Raw genomic sequence first — 17,307 nt, 5'->3', positions numbered from 1 at the left:
TGCGGAACAGAACATCGTGTTGATGGAGGATCAGGATCGTCGCTTGTGGCGACGAGAGTTGATCGCCGAAGCGTTTGCGCTGCTCGACAAGGCGGTTCGATTGCAGCAGCCCGGGCCGTATCAAATTCAGGCGGCCATTGCAGCGGTTCATGCACGAGCAGTGCGGTCGGAAGACACGAATTGGCATGAGATCGATCGGATGTATGCGCTGCTCGAAGCCATTCAACCGTCGCCGGTGGTGACATTGAACCGTGCCGTCGCTGTCATGAAGTGCGACGGCCCCACCGCTGCGTTGGCCATGATCGAACCGCTGGAGTCGGCCCTATCGAGCTACTTTCATTTTCATGGGCTGCGCGGTGGGTTGCTCATGCAGCTCAACCGAAATGACGAGGCGCGCGTGTCGTTCGACAAAGCCATTTCGCTGGCCAACACGGCTGCCGAAGCGGCGCACATTCGAACGCATCTCGACAAGCTGGCGGAAGAAGGCAAGAAACGGCAGCAGCACTAAGTTCGTTGCTTTGTCGGAATCGCTGCGCTCCGTGCGTCCTTGGAGCATCCATCCCAGGGCGGAGCACAGCGATGAACAACAATCGAATCGGGTCGCGGGCCGAATGGCTGGAAGCCCGTAAGCAACTCCTGCAAAAGGAGAAACAACTCACCCGGCTGCGCGACGAATTGAGCAAAGAGCGGCGCCAGTTGCCGTGGGTGCGCATCGATCAGCCGTATGTGTTCGAAGGCCCGCGCGGTCACCGAACGCTGGCCGATCTGTTCGACGGCAGCAGCCAGCTCATGATCTATCACTTCATGTTCGGCCCCGAATGGCAAGCAGGCTGTCCGAGCTGTTCCTTCCTGGCCGACCATATCGACGGCGCGGCGATCCATCTCAAACAGCGTGACGTGAAAGTAATGGCCGTCTCGCGCGCGCCTTACGCGAAGATCGCGGCGTTCAAGCAGCGCATGGGCTGGCAGTTCGACTGGGCGTCCTCGCAGGGCAGTCCGTTCAACTACGACTTCCAGGCCTCGCACACGCCGCAGGACATTGCCAACAACACGGCTCATTACAACTATGAGCTGCTCCAATATCCGGCCGAAGAGACTCACGGCATCAGCGTCTTCTATAAGGACGCTGCCGGCGAGATTTTCCATACCTACTCGAGCTACGCACGCGGCTGCGAAATGCTGGTCAACACCTACAACTTTCTGGACATCGCACCGAAAGGCCGCGACGAAGGTGCGTTGGAGTTTCCCATGGCCTGGGTGCGACACCACGACCGCTATGAGGAGAGCGCGTGATGTGCCCAGCATGTTTCGCGGCGGCAGCGTGGATTGCCGCAGGCGCTGGCTCGGCCGGTGGGTTGACCGCGTTTGTATTCACTCGTCGGCGCTCGCGCCGGCCAGCCAAGGCAGCGCAGTCGACGCCGAATAATTCCGCTAACTCTCCACCAGCTCCGCGTGCTGCGGCGGGGTGACGGCAAGCTCGGCCCAGTCGAGTTCTTGTTCGAGGGCGTGGAATACATCGTCGTCGATGGCGCCTTCACTTCTTAGTGCGTGGAGTTTGGTGCGCTTGGCGGCGATGTTGTGACGTCGTAACGCATCGGACTCGCTCAGCTCGCGAGGATGGTTGCCGGCTTCGGCGATCTTGCGTTCTTCTTCGTAGGTTTCACGCAAGCGAATCGCGATGGAATCCTCGCGCTCGACCATGCTGGCGACGGCGGCATCGAGCAAGTGAAGTCTGGCCCTGGCCAGTTCCTGAGCAAAAGAATGATCCGCGGGAATGTTCAAGTAGCGGATCAACGGCTGCAGTGTCAGGCCTTGCACCACCAGCGTGCCGAGCACGACGGCGAACGCGCTCAGTACGATCAAGTCACGTTCCGGAAACGAAGTCGGCAGCGACAACGCCGTCGCCAATGTCACCAAGCCGCGCATGCCGCACCAAGAAACCAGGATGCCGTTGGCGTTGCCGGTCGGGAATGTCCGGCCACGCCGGGCGGCGAAGAAGGCGTTCGCTCGCATGTACAGCATCACCCAGGCGAATCTCACTACCACCACCACGCCGAACACGATGCCGGCGAAACCGCAGGCTTCCCAGATCTCGGACGGATTCAAGCGACTGACGATTTCGCTGGCTTGCAGGCCCATCAAAAAGAACGCCAGCACATTCAATAGAAACACCACCGCTTCCCACACTGCGTAGGTATGAACTCGATCGCGAGGCGGCGTGCGGGCGGGAATCACGTGAGCGATGGTCATGCCATAGGCGACCACGCACAGAATCGAAGACAGATGCAGATGCTCGGCGAGTATCCAAGCGCCGAACGTGGCTATGAAGCCCATCAAGGTGGCGCTCAGCGTGCCCGCCATCCAGCGCATCATCCAATTGAGCGTTGCGCCGATGGCGATACCGAGCAGAATTCCGCCGGGCACCGCGAACGCCAGCTCCGGTATGAGATGAGTCGGCGGGCGATCCGAGGTTGCGACGTTCACAGCGACTGCAAAGATCAACAGAGCCACGCCGTCGTTGAGCAAACTTTCGCCTTTGAGCACGCTGACCATGCGTCGAGGCAATTCGGCACGAGCCAGCATGGCCGCAGCGGCGGCTGCATCGGGCGGCGCGACGATGGCACCAAGCGCGACAGCTGCAGCAAGTGGCATGCCCTGTAACGCGACGGCGGTCCAGGCCACTGCGATGGTTGTGAGAATGACTGCTATTGCCGCCAGGGCGACCAGTGGCCGCCAATTGCGTCGCAGTTCACGCGGCGGCAAATCGAATGCTGAATCCAGCAAAGCCGGCGCGATGAACAGAGCTAACGCCAGCTCCGGTTGGATCACCAGATGCGGCGCCCGTGGCAGCAGCGCGATGGCCACGCCGGCCACGGCCAGCATGGTCGGATAGGGAATGCCGAAACGTCGCGTCACCTGCAGCAGCAGGATGGCGATGAACAGGAGCATCAACAAAGTCTCGAAAAAGGCCATGGCGGCGGGGTGCTCCTGGGCGGGGGACAGGTTTACAGCCGGTTACATTCCAATCCGTGGTTCATCTTGACTCTAATTTTATGAACGCCGCCAAACGCGCGGGTACAGTGGCGGCCTGCAATACGAAGCAAAATAGGAAGGGGTTGCACGAATGTTGTTTAACTCACCGCGGATGGCGAAGTTTCTGGTAACTGTCGCCGTGGCCGGTGCTCTCACCGCATGCACCAAGTCCGAGCCGCCGGCGGCCGCGCCCGCTGCTCCCAGCCCCATCAAATTGACGGCTGGTATCCAGGACATCATGAAGGATCTGATCGACCCCGCGGCGGATTTCCTGTGGGAATCGGTGAGCACCACCGTCACCGCCCAGGGTTCCGAAGAGCACCAGCCGCGCACCGATGAGGAATGGGCCGAAGTGCGTAAACAGGCGCTCATCATTGCCGAGTCGGCCAACCTGATCATTATGGAAGGTCGTCACGTGGCTCGCGAAGGCAAAGTGCTGGACGATCACGGTACGCCGGGCAATCTCACCGCGGAAGAGGCTGAGAAAGCGATTGCCGCCGATCGCGCCACTTTCGTCGGTTTCGGCCAGGCACTACACGATGTCGGCGTGGCCTTCCTCAAGGCGGCCGAAGATCGGAATCCGCAAGCCATCACCGATGCCGGCGAGGCCATGGATGAAGTGTGCGAAAGCTGCCACTTGAAGTTCTGGTATCCGGGCCAGGTCATTCCGCCGTTGCCGGATCAGGCGCCGGAAGCGAACTAACGCTGAGTCGTGTGCGGGATCTTGCGCAACAGGTTGGTTTGATAACCCATCTTGCGCACCCGCTCCGATAGCGCTTCGTAATCGGCGGGCGAGATCTGCGGCGTGCGGGCCATGATCCATACATAGTCGCGCTGCTGGCGGGCCACGATGGTCTGCTGATAATCCTGATCCAGATAAACGATCGCGTAGTCGGCCTGCAGCGGCCACATCAGCTGCATGGCCCACTCCGAGTTGCTGCCCGCGTTACGCACGATGCCCTTCGGGTGGTAGGTCTTTAGCGGGCCGTCCGGCGAGTCTTGATTGAAGGTAAATGTCGTCGCGATGCTGCCGTCGGCCGCGAGCCGATACGACTCCACTGCGTTGTACGCACCTTTCTCGAGGAAGCTCGGGATGTGCGCGATGACGTACCAATCTCCCATGAAGCGCGGCAGGTCGACGCTTGCGAGCGGGCGCAGTTCCGGCAGTGAGGAGGGCGCTGACCGGCAGCTCGCCAGCAGTACGAAGCTGGCGAGCAACGCAGACCCGAGCAGTAGGCGAGCGGGTTTAGTCATGACCGGCCGTGAGGCTAGCGCGCCACTGGCTTCAGCAACAGATCGTGGAAGTCGAAGCTGAAATCGGCCAGCGGCGAAATAGCCAGCAACTTGGCGTGTTCGATGCTGCCGTCAGGCTTGAATGAGAAGGTGACGTACGCATCTTCCATGCGGCGGTTGGTGAAGCGCGTGCGGAAGGTGTCGAGGCGCAGGTGTTCCAGCGGGCCGCTCATGCCGGGCGTCGCTTTGAAGTCGATGTTCAACTTGCCGTTGCTGTTGCTGATGACCACGTCGCCGTACCAGGCGTCGCGGTATGTGCCGGCATAGGCGGCTGTATCAAGTGACGGACCTTTGGCTGTTTTAGCAGGCGCATCGGCTGCGTCGAGCACGCGGATGGCGTCAGCTTGCTTCGCTTGATACGCCTTGTTGAAGGCGCCGACCCAGTCGGTCTTGGGCACGCCGAGATAATGGTCGAGCAAGGAATAGGAGATGGAGTCGCGCGCCTCGGTGTCTTCCGAATTGATCATGATGATGAAGCCGACTTTCTTGTCGGGAATCAGGAACGTCACCGATGCCGCGCCTTCCAGGAAGCCTTGGTGAGTGACGACCAGATGGCCGCGATAATCCTGAATGTTCCAACCCAGCCCGTAGCTATGGAACTTGGGCAGGATGGCGGCGACCGCCGGGTGCTCGGTGCCGATGGGCACCAGCATTTGCGGCGTCCACATTTCCTTGGCCGACGCTTCGCTGAACAAGCGCGAATTGCCCATCACGCCGCGATCGAGTTGTAGCTGCAGCCAACGCACCATGTCGTGCGGGCTCGCATTGATGCCGCCGGCGGGCGCGGCGTTGTCCCAGCCGTTCGCCTCCTCCAGTGGCTCGACGGTGCCGCCGACGTTGCGTGAACGTCCGTTGAGGCGGGCATGCGGTGTGCTGCGATTGTTGGATTTGACGGTGGTGGCGGAGGGCGCCGATTCATTCATGCCGAGCGGTTTGAAGATGCGCTCGACGATGAAGTTCTCCCATGACTGGCCGCTCACCGCTTCGATCACGCGACCGGCGACGACATAAAGAATGTTGTCGTACGCATAGCCGCTGCGGAAGCTGGTGGCCGGCGGGATGTAGCGCAGACGCTGCACGAGGTCTTCGCGTGACACCAACGTCTGAGGCCAGAACAGCATATCGCCCGCGCCGAGGCCGAGCCCGCTGCGATGGACCAGCAGGTCTCGCACCGTCATCTCATGCGAGGCGTACGGATCGTACATGCGGAATCCGGGGAGACGGTCGGCGACCTTGTCGTCCCAGCCCAGCTTGCCTTCGTCGACCAGAATCGCCAGCGCCGCGGCGGTGAAGGCTTTGCTGTTGGAGGCGATGGCGAACAGCGTGTGCTCGTTCATCGGCGCGCTTTCGCCGAGCTTGCGCACGCCATACCCCTTGGTCAGCGGCGCCCGGCCGGGCTCCACCAGCGCCAGCATGGCGCCGGGAATCTCGAACTGTTGCATGGCTTTTTTGACGGTCGCGTCCAGGTCCGACGGCGGCGCCGCGCTGACCGGTGTCGCGAAGGCGACGATGGCGATATAAAGAAGGGCAGTAATGGAGCGGTGGGTACGAGCTTTCATGCGCCTTTCCGAGGGTGGAACCGCTGCATTGTAGTCGCTCCGTGGCGGGCTGCTGCACAGTTCAGAATCGATGCTTGCTATAAGCGCCAGGAATGCGACGCTAGAATTCAACGCATGTGTGGTCGTTACGTCTCGCCTGAGGAAGCCGCCATCGAGCGGTCGGTGGCAATCCAGCGCCGCAACTGGTCGTCGCGCTTTCGCTCGCACGGGCTGTTCGGTGCTCGCTACAACGTGTCGCCCACCGATCCCGTGCCGGTGGTTCGCGTGGTGCGCGAAGTCGATGGCGAGCGGGAAGGCGTCCATCTGCGCTGGGGTTTGATTCCCCGCTGGGCCCAGGGCAAGCCCATGGGCAATACCATCAACGCTCGCATCGAAACGCTGCGGACCAACTCGTCGTATCGAGATGCGTGGCATCGCGGCCAGCGGTGCTTGATCGCCTTATCTGGCTTCTACGAATGGCAAGCGCAACCGCCGGATTGGCAGATCGCCGTGCCTTACTACATTACTGTGGTCGATCAGGATCCGTTTTTCGTCGCCGGCCTGTGGGATCGCTCCGTGACGGCTGAAGGCGAAGTGATCGAGTCCTGCACCGTCATCACCCTGCCGGCCAACGAGTTGCTGGCCGACATTCACAACTCCAAGAAAAATGCCGGCAAGCGCGTGCTGCTCGCTTCCGAGGAGCGCCGCATGCCCGCCATCCTCGCCGCCGAAGATCACGACACCTGGCTCACCGGCACCCCCGCCGATGCCTTCGCCACCCTCAAACAATTTCCCTCCGGCCTGATGTTCGCCTATCCCGTCAGCAACCTGGTCAACAGCAATCGCAACGACTCCCCGGATCTGATTCGCCGTCGCGAGGACGACGATCAGGATCAGCGTGGGGGACAGTCGGATCTGTTTAGCTGAGCTCACGCTATGAATTCCTCAACTCCGAAGCGAGCCTCGGCGGCCCAGCAAGTTTTGCGAGGCATGTTCGAGATGCGGCCGGGGCCGGAGGGGCGGTGGTTGTTTTCGTTGCGGGCGGCGGCGTGTATGGGTGCGCCGATATTGACGGGCTGGTTGGCGAACGACACGGCAGCGGGCTTGATGGCTTCGATTGGCGGCTTCACTGCGTTGTACGGCAGCGGCCGTCCGTATGTGAGTCGTGCGATCAAGTTGGCGATGATCGCGTTGGCGTTCGCGCTAAGCGTGGCGCTGGGACTGTTGGCGGCGCCGATGGGGTGGGCCGTGATCGTCGTGGTAGCGGCGATTGCAATGATCGCGACTTGGCTCAGCAACGCGCTGCAGATCGGTCCGCCGGGCGCATATATGTTCGCACTTGCGTGTGCGGCGGGAACGGCGATGCCAGCGGCGCACATCGGGCCGCTAGGTGCGGCGTTGTTAGTATTCGGTGGCGGCGCATTCGCGTGGTTGCTCCACATGGCGGGCGCACTGTTCTCTCTTCACGGCCCTGAGCGAGGGGCGGTGCGAACGGCCGGCCGAGCGGTCATCGGCTACATCAACGCCATCGGCACCGATCAAGAAAACGTTTCGCGGTATCGGGCCGCGTACGCCTTGCATGCCGCGTGGACGGTTCTTGTGAATCGTCAGCCGACCCGAATTAGTGCCGATAGCCCAATCGCACGGCTGCGCGCACTCAATCGCGAACTACATCTGAGATTCGCCGAAGCCATGGGCGCGGCGAGTCGCAATCAATCGCCGCCGCCGGAGTTGATCGACGAGCTGCGTAAGTTAATCGAGCAAGTTCACAGGCCAGAACAGCCGCCAGTCACCGCGAAAGATGCCATCCCACTGGGTCATCCTAGTGCAACGGCCGCCATGCTGGAGGCTCTGCAGCCCGGCTCGAACTCGATGCGGGTCATCGTTCGCGTCGGCGTCGCGGCGCTCGTCGCCGGTGCGATCACTTCGATATTTCATTTCGAACGCGCGTACTGGGCGGTCGCTGCGACTGTGCTGATGTTGCATCAAGGCTTCGACTGGCTTCGTATGCTCCAGCGCAGCCTCGAACGCCTGCTCGGCACTTGGGTGGGCTTGCTGCTCACCGGCGCGATTCTGGTGTTTCATCCGCAGGGTGTGTGGTTGGTGCTGGTCGTGATGGCGTGCCAGTTCACGGTTGAGATGCTGGTGATCCGCAACTATGCACTCGCTGCTGTATTCATCACTGGCGGCGCATTGACCATCGCCGCCGGCGGTCATCCCGTCGAAGATCTCGGCGGCTATCTGTGGGCTCGTGGCATCGACACGCTCTTCGGCTGTTTCATCGCTCTGGTCGTCTTTCGCCTGATCCCGCCTCGCGCCACAGCTACATACATTCCCGAACAACTGATTCGCGCTTTGCACGCCGTTGCGAAAGTCACGTCTCTGCTCGCTCAGGGCGTAGTCACAACGCCTGACGCCCGAATGAGTCGTCGCGAGTTACAACTCGCGAGCTTTGCGCTCACACACGCCTACGAAGACAGCCTAGCCGCCGCGCGCTCGCAGCGCTTCGCCGCCGAACAACTATGGCCCATCATCGCCGCCGTCGAACGCCTCGCCTATCGCACCATCTCAACCTGCTGGGCGCTCGAACAACAGGGCGCCGCTGCGCCTCGTGAAGCGGCTGCCATGTTTGGAGCAGACGGTGCTGCTCGCGTCAGTCAAGCCATCGATGAATTTATTGCCGCGATCTCGAATCACGCCGCCGTACCGCCACTCTCGGCGTTGCCTCAAGTGTTGGAGACCGAGCTAGTAGATCTGCAGCGCGTGCTTCAAGCGGCGCGGATCAGCGAGCAGCACTGAGGCTGCTGTTGATTGGACTGTATGCATGAAACCAAAGCTTGGCCGGGATTGATCAACCAAGGTTGGTCGTGTCAGTCAGGGCACATCACTGCGGCCATTTTCATCTCTGCCTCAGCCACGCCACCGCACCACGGCCTGCAATCAAACCGCTCGCGAAGCATGCTGTCAGCAGGTAGCCGCCTGTCGGCGCTTCCCAGTCGATCATCTCGCCCGCGCAGAAAACGCCAGGCACCGCCGTGAGCATCAATCGTGTGTCGAGTGCTTGGAAGCGAACGCCGCCGGCGGTGCTGATCGCTTCGGCAAGCGGCCGTGGCCGTAACAGTGGAATACGCAATGACTTGATCGCAGTCGCCAAGCTCGCGGGATCGTTCATGGCCTCGCGGGGCAGGAGCTCATACAAGAGTCCGGTCTTTACGCCGTCGAAGCCGATCGCGCGACGCAAATGCTCGGTGAGCGAACGGCGCGCCGATGAGCGAGTCAACGCCAATTGCAATTGATGCACATCGCGCGTCGGCGCCAGGTCGACGACGAGATCGGCGCGTCCTGTGGCCGACAGCGCGTCCCGCAACGTTGCAGACAGCGCGTAGACGGCGCTGCCTTCGATGCCGTGCGCAGAGATGACGAATTCTCCTTGGCGGGGCTCTCGCACACCCGATGCAGCGTCGGTGCTGAGCACGACTGTTTTCACCGGGTGTCCGGCGAAGCGCTGAACGAATACAGAACTCCATGCAACGTCGAAACCGCAGTTGGCAGGCTGTAACGGCGCGATGTCCGCGCAAGCGCGGCTGAGCCAGTCAACCCATGCGCCATCCGAACCGAGTTCCGGCCAGCTCGCGCCGCCTGTCGCAATGACGGTCGCATCGGCTCGAATTGCATGCACGCCGGTCGGCGTCGTGAATTGCAGCTCGCCTTCCGGCGACCATCCCGTGCAACGGTGATTGACGTGGAAGCGAACGCCGCTCTCCCTCAATCTGTGTAACCAGCGGCGCAGCAGCGGTGCTGCCTTAAGATCGACAGGGAAGACGCGTGCCGAAGTACCGATCATCGTCTCGACGCCAAGCTCGCGCGCCCAGCGACGCACTGAATCGTTGTCGAATGTTTCGAGCCAGGCGCTGATCTGATCGCGATGCCGACCGTAGCGCGCAACGAACGCATCACGAGCCTCGGAATGCGTGAGGTTGAGACCGCCCTTGCCTGCGAGCAGGAACTTGCGGCCGACAGATCCCTTCGCCTCGTAAACGTCGACTTCGAGTCCGGCGGCGCGTGCTGCCTCGGCGGCCATGAGGCCGGCCGGTCCGCCGCCGATGATTGCAACGTGCATGGATCGGCCCTTTGTCATCCGGGCATGTTCGTCTTCAGCGATGACGTCGTCCACTGCTTCGGCTCGCCGGAACTGTTCGATCGAGGCTGGCGCTACCCATGCCAATCTTTGGTTTCATGCACAATTGCTTGAGACAGACGATAGAAATGGTGGGCCCGGCAGGATTCGAACCTGCAACCAAGGGATTCACTTCTGCCCCGATGTTTCCAAAGGGAGTGGACTATCTCTTCACCCGCGCCCGAAAAAATCTTCGAGGGCGGTGGGGTGCGGGACGCTCTAGCCTGTTATCAAGGGCACTTGGGTATTCGTATCGATGAGAACGAAAGTTCTCAAAGAGGCCGAATCCCGCCCTCAGGTAGTCTCTGCACCTTCCGGCGGTGTACCGCCGGCTTGGCTCAGGGTTGCCACGCCGGCCCGTGAGGGTTGCGGCGGAAGGGTTCCCTGAATTCATCCCGTCCACTTCGTGGCTTTCGCACACGAAGGCACCTTTATCGATGAGTCCCCTGCACTAACCGTTGTGCTACAGGCCCATGTCGTCTTGAGCCAGCGATTCTAGCAGTCGGCGGCGAGGCCGCCCAGATATCCACAGAAGCGGTGGATAACTTCTTAATAACCCAGGCTTGACTTCACGCATCTGCGGCGGAAGATGGCCTGAGCGTTGGATTGGTCGTTCGTTGAGCAACGGGCGCGTAATTCAACGCAACGAATGCCAAGGGGGTCGGGGTTCCGATGTGGAACCCGGGCGCACAAAAATAATCAAGCTGGCGGAGGAAGCCGATGGCGAACGCTGCGACGCTGAGGGGCGCACTGGCGCTATCGGGATTAATACTGCTGGCACCGTTGCTGCCGGCGCTGGGTTCGGAGCCGGCCAACCCGGAGGCCGCCGAGCCGACCAAGCTGAAACGCAAGTTGGACGTCTGGTACGTCGCCACGCCGCACGAAGTGGTCGACCGGATGATCGACGAGGCCAAGATTCGGCCCACCGACATCGTCTACGACCTCGGTTGCGGCGACGGTCGCATGGTGATCGCGGCGGCCAAGAAGTTCGGCACCATCGGGGTCGGCATCGATATGGATCCGGCCAGAATCAAAGAAGCACGGGCCAATGCCAAAGCCGCTGGCGTTGACAAGTTAGTGACATTCCGCGTTGCCGATATGTTCGAAGCCGATTTGCGCGAGGCGTCGGTGGTGCTGTTGTATCTGTTGCCGGAACTGAACCGGCGCTTGAAACCGAAATTCTTCGCTGAGCTGCGGCCCGGCGCGCGCGTGGTGTCGCACGATTTCGATATGGGCAAGGACTGGCCGCCGGATCGTTCGCTGAAGCTCGGCAGCGACGGCATCTATGTATGGATCATGCCGCCGTTAGCTGAACGGGGGCGGCTCAAAAAGTAATCACGAGTGAAATGATCGAGGCTGAATAATAGAGGCATTCGCGGTCCGGAACCGATGACTAAGATGGGGCATTCAACGAAGTAATGTTCATTACAAGCCCGGCTGTGCCCGGGCATCGGACCCCACCGCATGCGCCTCGACCTCCCCAGATCAGGATTGCAGCAAGCTCGAGAAGCGCTGGTCACTTCTGTCAACGATGCGGCTGTCGACGATGAGCCGATATCGCATGACGGTCCACCGCCGCGCGTGTTGCTGCTCACGTCCGGTCTCGGTCTAGGTCATGTGCGCGCAGCGCAAGCAGTCGCGGCGGCGCTGAAAGAACAGGCACAAGTGGCGACCGTCGATTTCTGGTCGCTGATGCACGCCGGCGCGGCGCGCGCCATTCATGCGACTTATCTGGACTTGGTACAAAACCATTCCGATTTGTATGAACGTTTGTATCACCTGGAGGCTGGCACCTGGCGTCAGGTGTTGGAAAGCCGTTCAGGACCACCGCGTGCAGTGCTCGAGGTGTTTCAGCTGATCGCCTCGGCGGCTGCCAATGAAGGCATGTCGATTTCGCGTGGCGGGCGCTATGCGTCCGACAGACTGCTGTATTCGTTGCTATGCACGTCAATGCCGTACGACGGTGACAGTCTTGCCGGTAATGGAGTTCGCGCGCGATTGGCGTTGTGGAAATTCACTTGGCTGCGGTTGATCCGTCGCTTGGAGCCGGCGATTCGCAAGTTCGCACCGGACGTGATTGTCAGTACTCAGATGATTCCGGCCGCGATGACGTCGTACTTGCAGCAGCGTGGCAAGGTGCAGGCTTCGATGATCGGCGTGCTCACCGATTTCGGCGTGCATGATTTTTGGAAACAGCGAGGCATCGATCGCTACTGTGTCGCTCATCGCTCCATTCTTGAAGGCGATGGTTCGTCGACATCCTCGCGTGCAGTCGTGACCGGTGTGCCATTGATGCCGGATTTTGCATTCCCGTTGTCGCAGGCTGAGGCGCGACGAGAGCTGGGCTTGCCGGAAGATGCGCAAGTCGTGCTCGTGCTGGGCGGCGGGCTGGGCATCAGTGTGGACACGGCAGCGACCACTCTATTAAAGCGGCCGGCGTCGACGCATGTCATCGTCATGCCAGGCAAGAACAACAAGGCGCGTGCCGTATTGGACAAGCTCGCGATCGAGCACCCACAGCGTTTGAAAGTGTGCGACTGGACCGATCGCATGGACGTTTATCTGCGCGCAGCCGACGTCGTCGTCGGCAAGCCGGGCGGCATCACGGTGGCCGAGGCATTGGCGTGCGGCCGACCGTTGTTGGCGACGCGTTCGCTCGGCGGTCAGGAAGGGTTCAACGTCGATTTCCTCACGCGTCACGGCGTCGGCGGCTTGGTCGCCGACGGTGAGTTGCTGAATCGAGTCGACGCGCTACTCGGCGATCGCGAAGCATTGCAGAATATGCAACGTCGCGCCTGGTTGCTCGGTCAGCGCGATGGCGCGGCGAGAGTGGCGAATCTGGCGCTCGATCTGGCCTCGGTACGTCGAGCAGTGGCGTTGCAATCACGATGAAAGTCCTGCATCGGCTCGCACAACGCGCGCTCGGCGTGGTCGACGCGTGGTACTACCGGCGTTACAAGTTGCAAACGCTCGGTCCGGTATTGTTCGTCGGTCGGGCGCAGTATCACGGGCCGGAGTTGCAGTTCGAGGACGGCACGGTGTTGCGCGATCAGGATTTCATCGGCCGACTGCATTTCAACAATGCGAGCATTGCTGCGTTGGGCGAAGGATCGATGCATCGTGTCGGCTTCCGGTTTGCCAAGCTGATGCGCGAGTCGTTGCGGAATCTGGCGGAGGCTGCGCATAACGATCCGACCTTCGCCGACGTGCGAGTGTTTCAAGGCACCACTTGGATTCCTTCGCATGGCGAAGTCGTGGGTTTCGTCAGCACACCGCTGCCCAAGACGTGGAAGACCAAATTGTTGGCCGCGCATTTCAAGATGTTGATGTGGGTGTTTGCGCCGGCAGCTCGCATTCGTAGTCGCGAGCAGGCGGAGCCGCGCTTGTACTGGCTCACTCGTGAAGCGTTGGCGCGCAATCTGACGAAGTTGAAGGTGAGCTGAGTGAGTGCAGAGCGCGTCTATCTCACGTTCGATGACGGTCCGGATCCGGAATGGACGCCGCGCGTGCTCGATGTATTGGCACAAGCGGGTGTGCACGCAACTTTCTTCGCAATTGGCGAAAAAGCGCAGCGTTCGCCTGATCTCATGCAGCGTATTCACGCCGCTGGGCATGCGGTCGGCAATCACACGTTCAGTCATCGGCATCCCTGGTTCATGTCCCAGCAAACCGCGCGTGCGCAAGTTCGCGATGGTGCCAAGGCGCTCAGCGACGTGCTTGGCGTCGCGCCTCGTTTTTATCGTCCGCCACACGGCCGGCAACGAGCGTGCATGAGCGATGAGGCACAACGTTGTGGTGAGCAGACGGTGCTTTGGGATGTGAGTGCGGTCGATTGGGGGCCGCTCGGTGCTGCCGATGGCATCGGCAAGCGTCTCGATGCGGTCAAGGGCGGCGACATCGTGCTCATGCACGACGGCCGGAATCAGCACAATCGGCCCGATCAGTTGATACAAGTGCTGCCGCTGTTCCTGCGCCAGTTGGCGGATCGCGGGCTCCACGCGACGCTGCTGCCGTCTCAATCGGACAGCAGATAAGTTAAATACTGGGTAGCCGACCCGTTCAGCAGCGCAGCAAAGCGAGACTTGCTGCTCAATCCAATCGTGTGACTACAGACCCTGGCGCAGGGCAATGGCACATTCGCCGTTCCCACCCCACTGTAGTGTCATTGGATGGAGTTGCCGGAAAGCCGACCTGAGAGGATCGAATCCGGCGAAGGAGCGCCGCGCCGTCAGCCGGGTATGGCTTTGCGGGTCGCTATCGGCTTTCTCGCGGTGGCGATCACCGTCGTCGTCGCCAACATTGCCACTCAGCGCAGCGCCCGCGAAGCCCGCGAAAAAGTTCGAGAACTGTTGATCCAGCACGAGCCGTTGGTGCGTGCCATCGAATCGCTATCGGCAGCCGTTTCGCTGTACGAGCGCGTGGTGATCGATCAAAGCGAGACCAGCGCCATTGCGCAACAGCCGGTCAAAGCAGCGGCTCAGCGCATGACCGATGCTGCCAATGACTACGCCGAAGCGGCTTCTCGTTTCGATGAACTAGATCGCCCAGCGTCGGCGTTTCATGCCGAGCTCAGTAACTTTCGCAAGGCAGGCGAAGATCTGCTCAGTAGCAGCGCTGCACGCCGCGCGCGCATGCGGGACTACTGGACGCGCTTCGATACGTTGGAAGCTAGTTTGAATGCGCCGCAGGCCAAGGCGGTGCGCTTCGCTGGTGCCGTGTTCGCGAGCGAGAAGTTGATGGATCTGGCGCGCACGCTCGCCGGCATTCGGGAACAAGTGAGTGCCGCAGCGAGTCTGTCGTCGCCGCGCTCAGCGCAACTCATCATCGGTAGCGAAAACGCCTTTCGCTCGAGCTTGCAGCTGCACTCGGCCGAGCTGGCGAAGTTGCATGGTCAGGCCTGGTTCGAACAAGTCAAAACGAACTTCAATGCTGTCGTCACCGGTCGGCGAGCCGCGTTTCAGAGTATTGATACGTTCAACGAACAGTCGGTGATGTTTCGCGATCGTGCCGCGGACATCTCCGGCATGATCGTCACTCAACTGGTCGAGCCTGCGCGTCGTGCCTTGGCCAATGCGGACCGGTTGGCTGTGCAAGCGTCGGATCGCGCAGACCGGCATTTGGGTTGGGCCAGCGGCGCCACGCTGTTGTTATTGCTGATCATAGCGGTCGCCACGGTCACGGGCGTGACCGCGCCAGTGCGGCGCCTGACTGAAGCGACACGTCGATTGGCGGCTGGAGCCGTGCGAACGCGCGTCGTGCGTGGCGGTGTTCGCGAGCTGGACACTCTGGCCGAAGCGTTCAATCAAATGGCCGAACAACTCCAGCAGGCGCAGAACGCGGTGCGCGTACATCAGCTGGAATTGGAAGCTCGCGTCGATGAGCGCACTCGCGAGCTGAATCATCTGGCGCATCACGATCCCTTGACCGATCTGCCGAACCGCCGCCATTTGTTGGCGCATCTGGAAGAGGCGTTGGATCGCGCCCGGTTGCGCAACGGTCGGCTCGCGTTGTTGTTCATCGATCTGGACAATTTCAAGACCATCAACGACAGCATGGGCCACGCCTTCGGCGACCGCGTGCTACAAGCGGTGAGCGAGCGGCTGCGCATGAACAGCCTGTTCTCACGCTCGTTCAGTGCTCGCTTGGGCGGTGACGAATTCACGGTTGTTTGCGAAGAAGTAAATCAGCTAGGGGATGTCGAGAGGTTGGCGCGTTCGGTGCTGGAGGAATTTCAGCGCTCGCTGAGCGTGCATGGCCGCGAGCTACGGATCAGCGTCAGCGTCGGCGCGTGTGTCTTCCCGGATCACGCGTCCGACTCTCATGCCTTACTTCGCGCCGCCGATTCGGCGCTGTTTCGCTCCAAGGAGTTGGGCCGTAATTGTTGGAGCCTGTATGCGCCGCAGTTGCTGGAAGCGGCGGCGTCGCGCTTCAAGGTCGAGCAGTCGTTGCGTCGGGCGGTGGAGCGGGGCGAGTTCGAGCTGCTGTATCAGCCGGAAGTTTGTTTCGAAACGCTGGAGACGCACACCGTCGAAGCGTTGCTACGTTGGCGTCAGCCGGATGGCAATGTAGTGTCGCCGGCCGACTTCTTCACGGTGGCTGAGCAGACCGGGCTGATCACCGACATCAGCGACTGGGCCTTGCGTACCGCGATCCAGACCGCAGCGGTTTGGCACCACGGCCCTTGGCCGAAGGCGCGGGTCGCGGTGAACGTTTCTTCGCAGCAGTTGTTGAGTCCGAGTTTCGTCAGCCGGCTACAGGCCTTGCTCCAGCAGCATCGCTTGCCGGCGCAGTGTCTGGAGCTCGAACTCACCGAGAACATTTTGCAGACCGGCGCGAACACCATCGCCACGTTGAAGCGGCTGCGTGAACTGGGCGTCAGTATTGCGTTGGACGATTTCGGCACCGGTTATTCCTCGCTCACATCGCTGGAACGGTTGCCGTTGACGCGCGTGAAGATCGATCGGAGCCTGGTGACGACGGTGGATACCGGCGGGCGGTCGCCGGCCATCGTGCGTTCCATCATCGGGTTGTGTCACAGCCTGGGATTGCAGGTCACGGCCGAAGGGGTGGAGCGGCCGAGCCAGTTGGGTGTGTTATTGACCGACCGCGGGGTTCAGGTTCAGGGCTATCTAGTGTCGCGGCCGATCAATGCGGCCACGGTGCCGGTGTTCATCGACCAGGCTCGCGCGCACCTCGAGCATCTAATGATTGCGGCTCCGCCGCCGGCGGTGGATGCCGATAACAATACGACCCGGCTGCGTACGCTAAGAGCTTCGAGCGCCCGCGGCGCCCGTCCTGCCAGGGCTCCTGCCGACGAGAAGTGAGGAACCGACGCCGCCGGCGCGGAGTTTCTGCACCGTCGTCTTCCTCAAAAAGCGCCCGCTTCATCGCGCAGGGGCTGAGTTCGAGTGCCGCAGAATCCTCTACCCGCACGCCTGGCCGGAACGTGGGTGTCCTTGCTCACACTGGTGCTGGTGGTGGGCATTCTCTACACCGGTAAACAAGTGTTATTGCCGCTGGCGCTGGGCGTGGTGCTGGCCTTCGTGCTCACACCGCTGGTGCGTTTGTTCGATCGGATGCGGTTGCCGCGATTCGCCGGCGTGGCGTTAACGATGGTGATGGCGCTCAGTACGGTCGGCGGTGTCGGCTACGTGGTGTATGACCAATTCGCTGAGCTGTCGGTAGAGATCAGCCAATACACATCTTCCATGCGTCGCAAGCTCAGCGAGTTGCGACTGGGGAACGATGCCGCCATTCGCCAGTTCA

Annotated in this window: 14 protein-coding genes and 1 pseudogene; 11 read left to right on the top strand and 4 right to left on the bottom strand. The window is 61.4% G+C overall.

What is annotated here, in order from left to right; translation table 11 throughout:
• A pseudogene (locus tag JNL55_RS08995) lies at nt 1–508 on the top strand (RNA polymerase sigma factor); the annotation flags it as partial.
• A 71-nt stretch (nt 509–579) separates the two neighbouring features.
• Nucleotides 580–1,293 (top strand): DUF899 domain-containing protein, encoded by a 714-nt coding sequence (locus JNL55_RS08990; RefSeq protein ID WP_293852221.1) that lies wholly within the window; start codon nt 580–582, stop codon nt 1,291–1,293.
• 138 nt (nt 1,294–1,431) lie between these two features.
• Here JNL55_RS08990 and JNL55_RS08985 read toward each other — a convergent pair whose 3' ends face one another.
• Nucleotides 1,432–2,973 carry a cation:proton antiporter gene (locus JNL55_RS08985; protein ID WP_293852219.1) on the bottom strand — a complete coding sequence of 514 codons (1,542 nt, stop codon included), beginning with the start codon at nt 2,971–2,973 and terminating at the stop codon, nt 1,432–1,434.
• Between the two features lie 151 nt (nt 2,974–3,124).
• Here JNL55_RS08985 and JNL55_RS08980 point away from each other — a divergent pair, with 151 nt between their 5' ends.
• Entirely contained in the window at nt 3,125–3,736 is a 612-nt protein-coding gene (locus JNL55_RS08980; RefSeq protein ID WP_293852217.1) for a hypothetical protein, read from the top strand.
• Here JNL55_RS08980 and JNL55_RS08975 read toward each other — a convergent pair.
• Together JNL55_RS08975 and JNL55_RS08970 are read right to left on the bottom strand one after the other, a co-directional pair.
• A complete protein-coding gene (locus JNL55_RS08975) occupies nt 3,733–4,287 on the bottom strand; it encodes a lipocalin family protein (protein ID WP_293852215.1) in 555 nt (184 codons plus the stop codon). The two genes, JNL55_RS08980 and JNL55_RS08975, sit on opposite strands and share 4 nt — an antisense overlap.
• A 14-nt stretch (nt 4,288–4,301) precedes the next feature.
• Nucleotides 4,302–5,885: a serine hydrolase gene (locus JNL55_RS08970; RefSeq protein WP_293852213.1), complete on the bottom strand. Its 1,584-nt coding sequence runs from the start codon at nt 5,883–5,885 to the stop codon at nt 4,302–4,304.
• Nucleotides 5,886–5,999: 114 nt separating this feature from the next.
• On the opposite strand from JNL55_RS08970, the gene JNL55_RS08965 reads away from it, so the two are divergent.
• Both JNL55_RS08965 and JNL55_RS08960 read left to right on the top strand, forming a co-directional pair.
• Nucleotides 6,000–6,791, top strand: a complete 792-nt coding sequence (locus tag JNL55_RS08965; protein ID WP_293852211.1) for an SOS response-associated peptidase — start codon at nt 6,000–6,002, stop codon at nt 6,789–6,791.
• 9 nt (nt 6,792–6,800) lie between these two features.
• On the top strand, nt 6,801–8,663 hold the full coding sequence (locus JNL55_RS08960) for an FUSC family protein (RefSeq protein ID WP_293852209.1): 1,863 nt from the start codon (nt 6,801–6,803) through the stop codon (nt 8,661–8,663).
• Between the two features lie 100 nt (nt 8,664–8,763).
• Here JNL55_RS08960 and JNL55_RS08955 read toward each other — a convergent pair whose 3' ends face one another.
• Complete coding sequence (locus JNL55_RS08955; protein WP_415923043.1) at nt 8,764–10,002, bottom strand: TIGR03862 family flavoprotein; 1,239 nt, start codon at nt 10,000–10,002, stop codon at nt 8,764–8,766.
• A 759-nt stretch (nt 10,003–10,761) separates the two neighbouring features.
• Between JNL55_RS08955 and JNL55_RS08950 the strand changes: the two genes are divergently transcribed.
• The 6 genes from JNL55_RS08950 to JNL55_RS08925 form a co-directional block, all read left to right on the top strand.
• Entirely contained in the window at nt 10,762–11,376 is a 615-nt protein-coding gene (locus JNL55_RS08950; protein WP_293852205.1) for an SAM-dependent methyltransferase, read from the top strand.
• A 156-nt stretch (nt 11,377–11,532) separates the two neighbouring features.
• Nucleotides 11,533–12,933 carry an MGDG synthase family glycosyltransferase gene (locus JNL55_RS08945; RefSeq protein WP_293852203.1) on the top strand — a complete coding sequence of 467 codons (1,401 nt, stop codon included), beginning with the start codon at nt 11,533–11,535 and terminating at the stop codon, nt 12,931–12,933.
• On the top strand, nt 12,930–13,484 hold the full coding sequence (locus JNL55_RS08940; protein ID WP_293852201.1) for a YkoP family protein: 555 nt from the start codon (nt 12,930–12,932) through the stop codon (nt 13,482–13,484). The genes JNL55_RS08945 and JNL55_RS08940 overlap by 4 nt, the downstream gene beginning before the upstream one ends.
• Nucleotides 13,485–14,075, top strand: coding sequence for a polysaccharide deacetylase family protein (locus tag JNL55_RS08935; protein ID WP_293852199.1), 591 nt, complete (start codon nt 13,485–13,487; stop codon nt 14,073–14,075).
• A 204-nt stretch (nt 14,076–14,279) separates the two neighbouring features.
• The gene (locus JNL55_RS08930) at nt 14,280–16,865 is read left to right on the top strand and encodes a putative bifunctional diguanylate cyclase/phosphodiesterase (protein WP_293852197.1); all 2,586 of its coding nucleotides are present in this window, start codon (nt 14,280–14,282) and stop codon (nt 16,863–16,865) included.
• Nucleotides 16,866–16,949: 84 nt separating this feature from the next.
• Nucleotides 16,950–17,307: AI-2E family transporter (locus tag JNL55_RS08925; protein WP_293852195.1), on the top strand; the 358-nt coding region annotated here is incomplete at its 3' end.

The organism is Steroidobacter sp. (assembly GCF_016790065.1).
Lineage (GTDB): Bacteria > Pseudomonadota > Gammaproteobacteria > Steroidobacterales > Steroidobacteraceae > Steroidobacter.
This window is presented reverse-complemented; position numbering and strand designations above follow the sequence as displayed.